The 13,750-nt window shown below is 53.3% G+C and carries 11 protein-coding genes; 3 read left to right on the top strand and 8 right to left on the bottom strand.

The window, feature by feature from the left end:
• Positions 1–462 precede the first annotated feature (462 nt).
• Positions 463–855, top strand: a complete 393-nt coding sequence (locus tag SH573x_RS12290) for a VOC family protein (protein ID WP_479355412.1) — start codon at positions 463–465, stop codon at positions 853–855.
• A gap of 41 nt (positions 856–896) precedes the next feature.
• Here the strand turns inward: SH573x_RS12290 and SH573x_RS12295 are convergent, their stop codons facing one another.
• From SH573x_RS12295 to SH573x_RS12315, 5 genes are all read right to left on the bottom strand, one after another.
• Positions 897–1,736, bottom strand: a complete 840-nt coding sequence (locus tag SH573x_RS12295; protein WP_479355414.1) for an alpha/beta hydrolase — start codon at positions 1,734–1,736, stop codon at positions 897–899.
• A gap of 660 nt (positions 1,737–2,396) precedes the next feature.
• Positions 2,397–3,155 (bottom strand): leucine-rich repeat domain-containing protein, encoded by a 759-nt coding sequence (locus SH573x_RS12300; RefSeq protein ID WP_479355415.1) that lies wholly within the window; start codon positions 3,153–3,155, stop codon positions 2,397–2,399.
• Positions 3,156–3,427: 272 nt separating this feature from the next.
• Entirely contained in the window at positions 3,428–4,387 is a 960-nt protein-coding gene (locus SH573x_RS12305) for a hypothetical protein (protein ID WP_479355417.1), read from the bottom strand.
• A gap of 102 nt (positions 4,388–4,489) precedes the next feature.
• Positions 4,490–5,752, bottom strand: coding sequence for a metallophosphoesterase family protein (locus SH573x_RS12310; protein ID WP_479355418.1), 1,263 nt, complete (start codon positions 5,750–5,752; stop codon positions 4,490–4,492).
• A gap of 385 nt (positions 5,753–6,137) precedes the next feature.
• Positions 6,138–7,643 (bottom strand): alpha/beta hydrolase family protein, encoded by a 1,506-nt coding sequence (locus SH573x_RS12315; protein WP_479355420.1) that lies wholly within the window; start codon positions 7,641–7,643, stop codon positions 6,138–6,140.
• A gap of 433 nt (positions 7,644–8,076) precedes the next feature.
• On the opposite strand from SH573x_RS12315, the gene SH573x_RS12320 reads away from it, so the two are divergent.
• The gene (locus tag SH573x_RS12320) at positions 8,077–9,438 is read left to right on the top strand and encodes an outer membrane protein assembly factor BamB family protein (RefSeq protein ID WP_479355422.1); all 1,362 of its coding nucleotides are present in this window, start codon (positions 8,077–8,079) and stop codon (positions 9,436–9,438) included.
• Positions 9,439–10,097: 659 nt separating this feature from the next.
• Entirely contained in the window at positions 10,098–10,790 is a 693-nt protein-coding gene (locus tag SH573x_RS12325) for a toxin-antitoxin system YwqK family antitoxin (RefSeq protein ID WP_479355424.1), read from the top strand.
• A 42-nt stretch (positions 10,791–10,832) separates the two neighbouring features.
• Here SH573x_RS12325 and SH573x_RS12330 read toward each other — a convergent pair whose 3' ends face one another.
• From SH573x_RS12330 to SH573x_RS12340, 3 genes are all read right to left on the bottom strand, one after another.
• On the bottom strand, positions 10,833–11,951 hold the full coding sequence (locus tag SH573x_RS12330) for a prenyltransferase/squalene oxidase repeat-containing protein (RefSeq protein WP_479355426.1): 1,119 nt from the start codon (positions 11,949–11,951) through the stop codon (positions 10,833–10,835).
• 279 nt (positions 11,952–12,230) lie between these two features.
• Positions 12,231–13,310: a WD40 repeat domain-containing protein gene (locus SH573x_RS12335; RefSeq protein ID WP_479355428.1), complete on the bottom strand. Its 1,080-nt coding sequence runs from the start codon at positions 13,308–13,310 to the stop codon at positions 12,231–12,233.
• A gap of 50 nt (positions 13,311–13,360) precedes the next feature.
• Positions 13,361–13,741 (bottom strand): hypothetical protein, encoded by a 381-nt coding sequence (locus SH573x_RS12340; protein WP_479355430.1) that lies wholly within the window; start codon positions 13,739–13,741, stop codon positions 13,361–13,363.
• Positions 13,742–13,750: the final 9 nt, after the last annotated feature.

Consider the following 13,750-nt stretch of genomic DNA (forward strand, 5'->3'; position numbering starts at 1 on the left):
CAGCTAGAGAATTAGGGCCAGATGATAGAACCCCTCAGAGTGTAAAGTCAACCATTTACGAAAGATTTTGGCCTCGTGAGGGGTCCGCCTGCCCCCCACGAGACAGCTGCATACGATTTGACAAACCTGCATCACCGAGTCGTTCTCTCAGTGGCGCACAAAGTTGGAGCGAGAGGCTGAACCATCGGCGTCTCCTATTCCATCGCTGCTGCCGATCAAACCGGTCAGCGTCCCCGCGGAGTAGCCCAAGCCCGCAGCTAAATGTTGCATTCAAGTACTGACACCAACTGGTGTCTGCCTGACAGTCCCGTAGGGCAAGTACTTCTTTGTTGCCAAAGGTAACGAGGTACAATCAACAGACGAAATACTTCGCTCGCTTTGCCGTCGAGCGCAGATCGCTACGTTCCGCCATCGATAAGAATTAGAGCAGCTGTAAATCTAACCAAAAGTTGTCCATATCACATGACACAAAACACTAGAACTGCTTTCGCGCCTGAACTTCATATTCCAAACGGCACAACCAACATTGATTTTTACTTCAATTTCGGCGCAAAGGAGCATTTTTGTTTTCGCAATGACGACGGGAGCATACACGTTGTCGAACTGGAAATTGATGGCGCGATATTTCATCTGCATGAAACAATGCGTGATGCTTTGGAGCCAGCCAGCGCCAAAGGGGTAACCTCAGTTGTTGGCCTCTTTGTGGAAGATGTTCAGGAGGTTTTTAATCGCGCTATCTCAGCAGGTGCAACCGCAATCAATCCTGTTACTGACTACGACTACGGCTACAGACAAGGAATGTTCCGGGATCCGTTTGGGCACCTTTGGCAAATACAAAAACGAATTGGCAACTGACCATTTTTTGAACGACAGGTTTGGCAGAAAACGCCTATGTCCTAGCTCGCGGGCTTCAGATAACCATGCATTCCGAGCCAACGCACATAGGCATCGAACCAGCCGGTGCTGGTAGTGGTTTTCTGGTACATGCCAAAGCCGTGCCCACCTTGTTCGTAGTAATGCAGTTCAACAGGACGATTTGCTTTACGCCAGCTCTCAATCAGACCAAAGCCAACAGGAAAAAGTGGGTCGTCGGCTGCAATAGCTACGAAAAGCGGTGGTGCGTCGGCGGGAACTTCGACCGCATTTAAGCCGCCATAGATGCTGGCGATGAACGCGGGTTTGGCTTCGCCTCCGCTCAGCGTTGTAGTCATGGTGAGCATCGCGCCAGCGGAAAAGCCGATCATGCCGATGCGGTCTGCATCCACGTGCCATTTCTCGGCATTGGCGCGAATGAGAGCGAAAGCGGCAGTCGCGTCGGCAACTTGCGGTGCGATACGAGCGCTCATCTCAGCAGGGGTAGGACGCCCCGAACGCGGCCCGCTCCCTGGCCGCGGTCCAGTCGGATTTGCGAACTCAGTGAGATCGGCTGCAGTCTGATTAAGACGATACTTGAGAACAAAAGCCGCCACACCTTTGGCGGCCAGCGCCTCGGCGACTTGCCAACCCTCATTTTCCATGGACAACGTTCTGAAACCTCCCCCTGGCGCAACAATCACAGCCGTTCCGGTCGCATGTGATGGATCAGGTAGAAATGGCGTCAACGTGGCCACAGTAACGTTGCGAGCGAATTTGCTCCCGTACTGACTGTGCCAAGACTCGGGCGTCTTGGCGTCGGGCAGTGGACCGGTTCCCAGCTCTATGGCGTTGGGCTGTGCGGGGGTTTCGATCGCCGTCATGGCGTCTCTGGGAGCGCTCTGGATCGGTGCGTTTGGGCTTGACGCTTCCTGAGCAATTGCTGGAGCAAGCAGCGATAGAATGCACGCTGACGATAACGACACACAATACAACGTTGTCTTGACCTCTCCAAACAAACGAGAGACTACTTTGCATGTATTTCTATTTTTCACCGATGACTCCAATACTTAATGGGTTATTCGAGCGAAGGCCAACGTCGGATCTAAGCACGTGGACACGTCCAATTCGGGATTAGGGCGCTCTTCGTGCCAGGGCGCAAGGCATTGGTGCGGCATGACCCACTGGCCACGTATAAGCCAACGATCTAGCCGGGCCTGCAATCCGAACGCACAATTAGATCACGGAGTCCATGACGCGTCGATCAGTCTAGCAGGGTGATGAAAAACTCGGATTTCTATTTAGATTGTTGCATCACGGAAGGAGCTTGGGATGCGAGGCGACAGAGACGGGCAAGATTTTTTGTTTTTGTCATTGATCCCACGAATTCAATGAGCATCCGCTAGCGGTCGGCACTTACACGCAATCAGCATTCAAGTTTGAACAGTTCGGGTACTACACGTGTGTAAGGTCACGCCCTCATGTGCGAGTTGGTGCAGTGGTAGCACCAAAGTGCAGCACAAATTGTAGATACCAACTTTGCCCTATCTGATTTGCGCCTTGGGCAATGCGGCCTTCAATTCGGCAAGGCCTTTCTCCGTGACACTTGAGCCCCACAACGCAATGTGCAGGTTCGGAGAATCTGACAATTGGGCCAGCGACTTGATGCCTTCATCGGTGATTGCCTTGCAATGGGCCAAATATAGGGACAACGGCTTTTTCAAGTTGCGCAAATCAGCCAACCCTTTGTCCGTCACTCGTGTTTGGACCAGGAACACATACCACATTTCAGGGCACTCGCTGAGCGCCGCAACCGTGCCATCGCCAATGCTGCAATGCTCCAGCGACAGCCAAGTCAATTGCTTCATCTTACGGATCGAATCTGCCATTCCGTCGTCCACCAACGAATCGTCGAGGGTGAGAATCGTGAGCTGCTTTAGTCGAGACAGCTGTTCGACACCGACATTGGTGATTGATGTGTCCCGTAGATAAGCCGACTCTAAGGAAGTGAACGTTTCAGCGATAGTTCGCGCAGCTTCGTCGTCGTATTGTTTTCCCGACAAGCTGAGCGTCTTGAGATTCGGAAACTTTGCAAGGTCACTCAGTTCAGGCGACATCGCGGAAGCATCTAGATTGGTCAGGCCCTCGAGTCGACTCAGAATGTCAAATGCTCCTCGCGTGAAATTCTTGCCCAGCGAGACGCGCTGCAGCTTCGGCAATTCCTTTGGCCAACTTTCGCTGTTCTTCAGACCGTCCGCCGCCCATGTAGGTACCGGGCAAAACAACTTCTGCTGACAAATCATGGTTCGCCTGCTCCAACAAGACTCTCCATCGCAACCTGAGTGACGGATGTTCTTCAATCGCCCTGCGAAAAACTGTTCGCTGAACTCCAACGCGTCCTGCCTTCTCCAGTGGCTCTACGCCAGCTCTCAGAAACAAATGTGGGCGCGGAGTCTCGTCGACACGAACGAGACCTGTGGCCGTCAGACCAAGGCTAACCAAACAGTACACCCGGCAACTCGCATCACGGTCGATCCTTTTCAAGAGTGAGTACGAATAGTGCCGACATCGTTGGTCAGTCAGTTGGAGTGATTGGGCCAATATATTCTGTGGCAACAACCAGATCATCATACCAAACACGATTGACGTGACCGGGCGTCCCCTTGGTGATGTACGTGTAGAGCCAGATGAAATTGACGTTCAACTCCTCCGCTGTCCGAAATCGAATTCCGTCAAAGGGATCTCCGCCAGGTGCCGTTGTGAAGTATTCGCGGTCACCCTTCGCCTGATTCCAGCGAACTCCATCACCTTCCGCATGTGGTACGAACTTGTCGAATGTCCATTTACCGTGAGGGAACCCCTTGCCAAGGTGACTGACCTGCTTGCCGTCGATCCAGAGTGCCAGTTCCCCATTGGTGTCGCCGACGTCATTCATCTTTGTCATGACCTCAATGCAAATCCATTCATTGCGGCGAACGACGAGTGATCGATTGTGGATGAAAGAGTTTCCCCACGTTTGACCGCGGGGCGGGCTTCCTCGCATTTCGCACCAATAGGCGTAATAGTCCCATTGCCATTGGTCACCAAATGGTTCGATGCCAACCCAGAATGACTTGTCACCGAGAGTGGGTTGCCCAGCCTTCACACTCGGCCAGGCGGTCGACGGATTGTTGCCACCGATACAAGTTCCGAAATGATGAATTGGTTCGCAGTCGTCTGCAAACCTCACGTACATTCGTGCGTGAATTCGTTCGTGCCCATTGCCTAGACGGCGGTAAAGATCTCCGCCTGTTCCTTTTTCGGCGACCTGTGACATCAGCAGCGATCGCCGCCCGGAACTGGCGCGTGGCACTTCGCTGCTCAAGGACATCACGTCTGCGTCGCGCACGGTTTCCCATCGACGTGACAGAGTTTCCAGGCCCTCGTGTTCAAAGTTTTCACAAAACACCACACTCGGATGACAGTCAATGTCTTTGTCACCAGGATAGGCTGCGGCGATTCCGGCGACTCTCTCGTCAGCTGACAATTGTGCCATGGCGAATAGGAATAATGTCGCCGCGGACGTCGCCCTGCGAATGATGGTCATGTCACACATTTTTCTTAATCTCCCCGGGCAGGCGACGCATGGCTCTATCGGTCATAGCTCGACATCTGTCAGGACCGTACCGTCCAAACTGGTCATTTTCAAACGCAATGTGTCCTGAGCCGCTTCACCGCAGATCCACGTCGCGTGAGAAACGCTCGGCGCTCCGCCAATGAGTTGGGCAATCGGTTGCCCTTCTTTTGCTGGCATCCAGAGGTAATCGTGCGTGTGCCCTGAGATGACGAGCTTTACTCCGGCGTCCACCAAAGTATCCAGACAGAGCGATCGAATGTTGGCCGCCACGTTGCTGGTGCTGCCGGGAATCTTGGGATGGTCAAACCACAATGGGATGTGACAGAAGAGAACCTTATGTGGCGCTTCGACGAACCACGGAGTCTTCACGAACTCTTTGAGCCACGCGGCTTGTTCTCTAGCCATTTTTTGGAATGCACCCATGCCGCTCAGATACGGGCTGTCGTCCGATTTATCTTCACCCGTATCCAACACAATGGCGGCCAGTGGACCGCTTCGGAATGCGTAGTAAAATCTGTCGCCCGGTGTTCCTGTGAAGTCTGCGACGGATCGTGCGGCCGGCCCACGACAATCGTGATTTCCGCGAACATAAGCCAGTGGCCATTTGTCCGCAATCGCCAGGCCTTCCGGTGAAAGAAACTGCCCTGCCATCTGATCTTCAAAATGCACGTCGTTGGACTGGTCGCCATTCCACAGCATGAAGTCAGGCCTAATTGCGTTCGTCAGCGCGTCCAGAACCTTCAGCGTTTCCGAGTTCTCATGAGTGTCATTCCAGACCGCAAACGTCGTTGTGCCAGCGGACGGATTTAGCGTTCGAAAACTGTACTCAGGACTGACCTGCGGCTCACCGACCTTGAACTCGCCATGGTAGAACTGCCGAACCTTGATCCAGCCTGCGGCCCGCGCAACGCATCGATGACGAATGACCCGTCCAGGCGGAAGCGGGGGCAGCCGAAATTTCAGAACATGCTGGGCGAGCGGAGCCAGTCCATCGTCATCCGCATCGACTCGTTGCCATTCGCCGCCTTCGACGGAGTATTCCAGATAGCCAGTGGCGAGCCTCTGCACTGGCTGCAAAATGCAGATCTCGTCGGCTGCCGGACCACTGACGACCGGGCTTCCGGCAAACACCGGTCCATCCGGCCCACCTGCAGTCCAAGCACCGTCAGCCACATCAGGTCGAGGATCTTTCGAGTAGTCGGAGTAATCCTGAGCCACAACGAGTGAAGCCGATAGTGATCCTCCTACCGCTGCCGAAGCTGAAAGAAATCTGCGACGATCCATGAGCGGACTGCTCCTTTTAGTAGGTTAATGCTGGTGACTTATGTCAGACCTTCATGCACTCGTCCATGACTGATTGGAATCGTGAGTCCGCATTGTTCGTGGGCGAATGTTTCTGGCGGCAGGCCGAGGCCAGCCATTGCAGCGGACATCAACTCCAATAGTGAGGTACTTCAGCATCGAACATCGCTGGTCTCCGCGTTCACATCTCTGGGAAACGTCCTTACGATAATACTAAGCGACATTCGTTTGGTACACCACTGCTTCTAAACGATCGAGATTTTCAGCGCACAGGACGAACCGTCCTTTCGCTTGAGTTGCCAAGCGTAAGGTCACGCCCACCTGAGGCAGTCATGAACGATGTTCACCTTGGTTGGAGATACACCAATCAAAAGCGAAAGCCGATCAGGTTCCAGTAGAACATGTACGGGACAAAAAGTATCAAGCTTAGAACATCCAATGAGCCACGGATATTCTGGGCCATGGTCCTGCTTTGTTCGCGGCGAGCACTGGCAAGCACAACCAGCAGTGCAAAGGTCACAAGCGTAGAGACAGTTCCGAGCAGCGGAAGGAACAACAGGACTGTAGGGCAACTCGGGTGAATCTGGTCGAACACCAACAGCACGACGCACTGCATCGCGGTCAGGATGAAAAGATTGAGGGCACAGGTCGTTTGCTTGAAGTTTAGAACCTTGTTGGATTTCGGCAAAGCCCCGCTTGCTTGACGGTGGAACAGTCGCGAAAAACCGCACCGGAGACCGGCAAGCGTGTTGCCAAGAAAGCTGAACAGGAAGAGAAGCAGGAGCGCGACCTGAACGGTGCCGTTGCCGAACCATCGCAGTTTTTCGTAGCGTATGAGTTTTGAAAGCACGCCTGTTGGTTGGGCGGAACCCACTTGTTTCATGGCGGGGATGTTCGCTGGGTCGTCAATCACTCCGTGTACCCAGTCCGTCATCGTTTTCAAGGCCCCGGGCGCATAGCCGGGCGACGGGCGGTGAAGCTCGCCCGTTTCGGAAACTTTCAGATCGTGATTTGCCTTAGGCAGAATCATCATGGTCCATTTCTGATTGTTTGCCTGAGCCAGAGAATGCTTCAGACCCAGAATGCTCTCGCCGACTGGTTGATGCTGATCCAATTGTCCCCACATCACCAACACCGGCTGGCTAACCCGACTCCACGCGGGTTGCAGATATCGTTCCGGCGGAGGATAGGTTCTCGGGGCAAATGTCGAGAGAAGGGACTCGTCTCGCAAATTGAAGAACAGAGTATCTGCGCCGAGCTGGGCTTTCTCAGCCACGTCACGCAATGTGGTCGACAGACCATATCTGCGGAACAGGTTGTCACGATAGTAGAACAGCATGCCGTCAGCCACCCCAGACCCCACGGCGACAACAAATTGAATGTCTTTGGATCGAGATGCCGCTGCGGCGCTGATGGAGCCGCCTTGACTGAGTCCCCAAATACCAATCTCCAATGGTTCGATCTCGGGGCGTTGTTTCAGAAGTTCGACGGCCGCAAGCGCGTCGTTAACCAGATTTTCGTAGGGGCTACGACTCTCATAGGCCCCGCCGGATTCGCCCGTTCCACGTTTGTCGTAAATCAATGCGGCGATACCTTGGCTTGCAAAAAATTCTCCCTGCTTGCGATACTGCTCGCGAGTCTGTGGGCCAGCACCATGAACAAAGACAACAGCTGGACGCGGTCTCTCGCTCTTTGGCAGTAATAGACTTCCAGCCAATTTCACATGGTGGTTGTGGAACTCGACTCGATGCTCCTCAAAGACGGAATGCGCACCAGTTTGATCAGCACAGGTCGCCGGTCCGGCCATGCCTATCATCATCGCGATAGAACATACCGCAACAGGCAAGATCGGTATGCGATTGACGTGTGACATAATTAGAAGTTCGACAGGGCTGCAGCGATATTGGACAGAAAGCTCATAATTGATCTATGGGTTTTTAAAGCCTCACAGGCAAATTACGGAAGACTCCTCGCAAGGGTCGCTTCGCTCCGGACGAAACGTCCGGCACCGTTGATTTCCGCGAAAGTGGCACCATCAAACTGATTCTGCCAGTGCAGAGAGCTTCGTCAACACCTGCAATTTGACGAAGTGTATTCATATTCAATCGTCGAGCCCGCCAGGCAAAGCTCTTCCCCGACATTTGCTGGTACACGTTTTGAGCCACTAGCATCACTGCCTGCCTACAGAACGGCGGGGCGTTGGAGCAGGCTCAGCGGATCGCGGCCCATGAGTTCGAATTCGAACCGAAACACCGCGTATGTCGTAAGACTTGTTATACGTACCATTTGAACAGGGAGTTTGAACCATGGTCCGCAGCTTGTTGTGGATGGCGCTGACGATCGGTGTGTTTCCTCTTTGTGGCCTCAGCCAAGACGGCCAGGCCCATTCGGTCTCACATTGGAACCAATGGCGCGGGCCGTTAGGAACGGGAGTGGCCCCGGATGCGCAACCACCGATCGAGTGGTCCAGCGACAAAAACATTCGCTGGAAAACTTCACTTCCAGGAAGAGGGCATAGTTCTCCCGTTCTAGGGGCTGATCACGTGTTCGTGACGACGGCAATTCCGGTCGGTCCCAAATTGCCTCCACGCATGAGCGGACGGCCTGGAGAGCACGACAATTTGCCGATTGACAGCAAGTATCAATTCGTGGTCATGGCGATCGATCGTCATCAGGGAACCATTCTGTGGAAAACAGTAGTTCGTGAAGCGGTGCCGCTGGAAGCTGGCCACACGACCGGAAGTTTGGCCACGGCCTCGCCGGTGACCGACGGTAATTTTGTCTACGCGTATTTCGGAGCTCAGGGAGTCTATTGCCTCGACTTGCGAGGGAATCTTGTTTGGGAGCGAGATTTTGGTCCCATGCACACGAAGCACGGCCATGGCCAAGGAGCTTCACCCGCTTTGTACGGTGATTCGCTGGTGGTGAACTGGGATCACGAGGACGGGTCTTTTTTGGTGGTTTTGGACAAACGAACTGGCAAGAACCTGTGGCGCCAGGACCGCCAGGAAGATACTTCCTGGAGTTCGCCAATCGTCATTGTCCGCAAGGACAGCCAGGGAGTTGACCAGCCTCAAATTGTCGTTTGCGGTACCAACCGCGTTTACGGATACGATCTGAAATCGGGCGATGTCCTGTGGCAGTGCGCGGGCATGTCTTCCAACGTTGTGGCAACACCTGTCTACGGGAACGACATGCTGTACGTCGGCAGCAGCTACGAAAAGAAGATCCTGATGGCCATCAACCTCCAGGGCGCCCAGGGCGATCTCACCAATACCAAGCACATGGCGTGGACTCGCACTAAAGGCACGCCCTATGTTCCCTCCATGTTGCTGTACGACGACGCTCTCTATTTCCTGAAGCACTACCAGAATGTTATGACGCGTGTGGACGGCCCGAGCGGAAAGGACCAACCGGGCGTACTTCGGCTCGGCGAACTGGGGAACATCTATTCCTCGCCCGTCGCCGCTGGTGGCCATGTCTACGTGACAGACTTAGACGGTACCACCATGGTGCTAAGCCACGAAACGACTCCCAAACTGGTCGCCGTAAATCGACTCAATGAGTCCATTAGTGCCTCGGCAGCCATCGATGGAGACGAAATATTTCTCCGTGGCGATGACCACTTGTTTTGCATTGGCAGTACATCTCCACCTGGCGTTAAGTGACATGGCCTGATGATCATGTCACTCGCAGGAATGTCACTGGCGGGATATTCGCTCGGCGAAACGATGTCGCTGGGACCGGCTTCGCTATTAACGTGGTTGTGCGATATCACGCTTCTGGTGATAGCGTGCGCTCGCGAGACGTCGGAAGTGCAACATGATGACGTCCGCAACATTCAGCTCAACCAATCGTTCGAAACTCAAAGGAAGTATCATGCAAATCCAAGTCCCGACCGCCACAATACTTTACGCATAAACTATGCGCCAACTGCTCTCCACCGACCTTGCGTCGGTGGAAGCACGACTGGTGGGCTAGCGTCCTTTCGCGTCTGCCTCATTGAAGAGCACACGCCCATAAATACGGAACACCATTTTACCGACACTGACGGGCAACAGTATTGCCGACGACCGATTAACGTTAAGTTCATGAGCGAACGTGGGGTATACTGGATCCGAGAGTGTTTCTGGTGCGAATCAAGATTTTAAACGCAAACAGTTTGAAACATAGCGGAAGAGTGCTTAGCACAATGGACCTGCCCTGCATTGGCGAATTGCGATACAATTGGATAGAATTCGACGAAGCCCATTCGAGATCGAGGTCCTGCCCACACTTCTGAACCTTGTGAACTCAGCTCAACTCAACCAAACTTGAAACTGCGAGAATGATCCGGCGCGTTTCACCAATCATGATGAAGTTGACTGTAGGCTCCCTGTTTCGCCTTACCGCAGTGGCAGCCGTCGGCATTGCAGTTGCCAACTGGTGGCCGCGTGCGACGCCCACTTCATCGGATGGAGTGGTTGCGTGGTACCACGGCGCATACTGGGGCCGCTCCTATTATTTGGTTACAAAAGTAGACGACTTTAGTTGCATGTGTCGAGCTTCGGTCACCGAACTGCCACAATTCGCTACTTTGACTGGAATGTATCCTGACGGCTCCATCCGTGAGGAGTCGGAAACATGGGTCGAGGGACATCGAGATGGATGTAACATCGTTCGAACCAAAGTTCGTAACGGAATTTATTTTGCGCCTAACGGCACTGAAGTCGGACGTGTGGTGAATGGGAATGGAAACATCAAGCTGTGTCGACCTAACGTGGCACCTGCCCAAGAGTTTTTCCTCGTCGATGGGGTGATCATACGCCACAAAGTGTGGTGGAATAATGGCACTTTACAGGCTGACAAGGAATTCAAAAACGGGAGGTTGCACGGTGACAGTAAGGACTTTTACTTCAACGGCGCACTTCGATGTATTGGAACTTACGACAATAACACCTGCATGAACGTTCAGTACTTCGACCTTCATGGAAATGAGTCAGCCAGTGCAGATCCACTTGCGCCAATTGGAATGTACTAGATCGTAGAACCAGCCGATAACGGGCGCGACATTCAAATGGTATTATCGCTGATAGATTGGCAGCAGTTGATAGGCTGGTGTCAGGGCGAGGATGGCGAGTGAGGTGCTGAATGCCGTGCCGAAGTTGCGTTCGGCGCCGCCAGCGATGGGCCAGTTGCCTTCTTTGGTTTGCTCTGCCAGAAGATTGCGGGCGATTTGGGGGAAGACCTGGTTCCAAGTGTCGCCGCCTATCTGAGCCATGGCCTGGCTGCTGTAGTAGGACGACAGATAGTAGTAGCCTTCCTGCCATGGTCGAGGATAATCACGACTTCGGAACCATTCTGCGCCGGTGGCGATACCTTGGTGCGTGTGACGTCCACCCAGGATCAGTGTCAGCATCGCGGAGGCGGTGTTCGCCAATGTGATTTGTGGATTGGCCCCTAAGTCGGATTCCAACGGACGGTATCGAAAGACACCCTTCTCATGCAGCGAAGTATCTTCTTCATAGCAGCGCTGGACGAAGTCCAAGCCTTCGTCAAAATACTGTTTCGGAACATTGAACTCGGCATTACGTGCCGATCGCAGAAACATCAGAGCCCAGCCTGTGACGGACATGTCGGAATCCGCGTTGGGTCCTTCCGGATAACCGTAGCGAAAGCCACCAACGTCACTCGGCTTGCCCTTCTGCCGCGTCTGTACTTCGCGGTGATAGATCAGCGCGCTCGTGATGGCGGCTTCGATCTTCTTCGACCGTTCACCACTGGTCATGCCGTAAACTTCGCCTAACATGAGTCCGGCGATCGAATGGTTGTACGTCACCGTTTGCGCTGGACTTCCGTGACTGGCCGGTGGCGCGACTGGCAATAGCGAAAAGTAGCCGCGCCGCTTCTGGGTCGATAGGACAAAGTCGATAGCCTTTGAGATCTGGGCTCCGTACTTGCCTTCGTCAGGCATGTGGCCACGTGAAAGAAACGCCATGACCGCGAGCGAAGTCACTGCGGGTTGAGCCGACTCTTCACTCGGGAAGCGACCGTCGTCTTCCTGAATGCTGGCTAGATGTGCGAGGCCTCGATCAACAGCCGATTCGACGTTCGACCACTCCGCCGGCGGCAGCGCAGAGTAGAGGTTGGATGATTCAGAGATAACTGAGGCCGCAATCTCCTGGCCATAAAGTTGCTGCATGAACCCCATTGTTATCAGGCCGGCCGCCATCATGAGCCGCCAGGCGCTAGCCCCGGTTGCCGAAGCGACTGATGCACACTGGGTTTTCTTTGTCAAATGAATGAAGATGCGGACTATAGCTCTTCGAAAACCGGGGCTAGCGCCCTGCGACTTAGGGGCAATTAGCAATGGGGGCACTAAATCAACAGTCCCCTTGTTCCTGTGGAAGTTAAAGGCGGTCGGCTTTCTCATGTGTCTTCTCCATTCTCTCACGGTGTAGTCCCGAATTTGCTAAGTCGCTTAAATAGAATCGCGAAAGAGAAAGCGCATAACGCACTCGGATGGAGCGTCTATGTCCCACTTGCATATCACGCCGTCTAAGGTCCAGGCCCAAAGATTGTTATCAACAATTTGAACCCCACAATACGCATACTCAACCGGAATGGCGATTAGAACTCTTTCCGTGGAAACGTCCAATACTTTTATAGTGTTTTTATTACTGGCGACCTCATTCTCAATGATTGCCAACTGTTCACCGTCCCCTGAGAGTGCAAATCCACCTGGAGCGAACCCAGGAACAGTATAAGACTGAGTCAAAGGTGAGCGATGTGTGTTGACGTCGATAACGTGCAGGTCACTCCCCGATGTATAAGCAATTCGCTTGTTGTCATTGGCCATCTGTATGAGGTTCGCCTCGAATCCGATTGGCAGGCTGCCTACGATCTCACCCGTCTGCCACAATGCGAGTCGGTACTGACCGTTCTGCGAAAAACCAAAGCAGGTGCCGCCTGTCGGTACAATCAGCTCTGACCTTCTGTCGAAATCATGTTCGCAGACAAATAGACGTCCCAGTCGATTCCAAAGCCGGATCTTACGTTCTGTAGAAATCAGCACTATCGTACTATCTGGCGACCAACCGAGGTCACGCACGCGATACTCGTCCAACGGAATAATAGTTTGCCTCTGCAGTCGATTGGGAAGTGCAATTTCGCTGACCCAAAGCGTTCCATCATGACAATAGGACGCGAGATACGTTCCGCAGGTCGACAGTTTAGTGACGAGGGAGTCCTCGGGCCGGAGATGTCCAATCAACTGTAAGTTGTCGTCGCGAAAAAAGAGTAACTCTTTCTCCACATGGCGTGAAGGCCCTTCATGACGGTAGTTTCGCGATGCTACGACCATTGAGTTACGAGGTAGTACGTCAAAGTTGATCAGTCCCGGTGGTAGCGATTTAAGTTTTGGCCAGCCCGGCATGCGGTTGAGATGCAAATACTGAATACCAGCCATTGCGATAATGAGCGGCATAAGAATTGCGAAATAGAGCAGTACGCGTCGAGCAAATTTTGCAGTGTTAAATGTTGGCAAATTGCGATACGACATGGTTCATTTCTCAACGTTCATGCGCGATCAGATACTTAGTGAGCTGCTTGTTATGCCGCATAGAGGTAAATAAGTAGAGTTCCCTGAACTAGTGCCAAAACACCAACAATCGTACAGGCTGTGGATTGAAGTTGTTCGTACAGCCCCGCTAAAATCGCGCTGACCAAACCTGTGCCAATCAACTTGAGATATACAAACAGCCACACAGAGCCTGCGTTAGAGGCGATTAGCCAAGCTCCGATGGGATTGCGCTCGAATTCGACTATCAACTCTTGATTCAGCACCAGCAGGCCAGCATCGTGAACTGAGACAACGATGACGAAAATCTGGAGGCCAAGAAACCACAAAAGTCGATGGCGTCCACGGGCCGCAAACGCATGCCGCTTACTTGATTCATCGAACATACCTGCTCCCTTAATTTGGATCGCCATACTAAACCC

It is taken from the genome of Rania fehmarnensis, from assembly GCF_056494185.1.

Bases quoted from the DNA above. Each gene is read 5' to 3' on its own strand.
- SH573x_RS12290 (WP_479355412.1), top strand. From the start codon at position 463: ATGACACAAAACACTAGAACTGCTTTCGCGCCTGAACTTCATATTCCA.
- SH573x_RS12295 (WP_479355414.1), bottom strand. From the start codon at position 1,736: ATGACGGCGATCGAAACCCCCGCACAGCCCAACGCCATAGAGCTGGGA.
- SH573x_RS12300 (WP_479355415.1), bottom strand. From the start codon at position 3,155: ATGATTTGTCAGCAGAAGTTGTTTTGCCCGGTACCTACATGGGCGGCG.
- SH573x_RS12305 (WP_479355417.1), bottom strand. From the start codon at position 4,387: ATGGCACAATTGTCAGCTGACGAGAGAGTCGCCGGAATCGCCGCAGCC.
- SH573x_RS12310 (WP_479355418.1), bottom strand. From the start codon at position 5,752: ATGGATCGTCGCAGATTTCTTTCAGCTTCGGCAGCGGTAGGAGGATCA.
- SH573x_RS12315 (WP_479355420.1), bottom strand. From the start codon at position 7,643: ATGTCACACGTCAATCGCATACCGATCTTGCCTGTTGCGGTATGTTCT.
- SH573x_RS12320 (WP_479355422.1), top strand. From the start codon at position 8,077: ATGGTCCGCAGCTTGTTGTGGATGGCGCTGACGATCGGTGTGTTTCCT.
- SH573x_RS12325 (WP_479355424.1), top strand. From the start codon at position 10,098: ATGATCCGGCGCGTTTCACCAATCATGATGAAGTTGACTGTAGGCTCC.
- SH573x_RS12330 (WP_479355426.1), bottom strand. From the start codon at position 11,951: ATGCAGCAACTTTATGGCCAGGAGATTGCGGCCTCAGTTATCTCTGAA.
- SH573x_RS12335 (WP_479355428.1), bottom strand. From the start codon at position 13,310: ATGTCGTATCGCAATTTGCCAACATTTAACACTGCAAAATTTGCTCGA.
- SH573x_RS12340 (WP_479355430.1), bottom strand. From the start codon at position 13,741: ATGGCGATCCAAATTAAGGGAGCAGGTATGTTCGATGAATCAAGTAAG.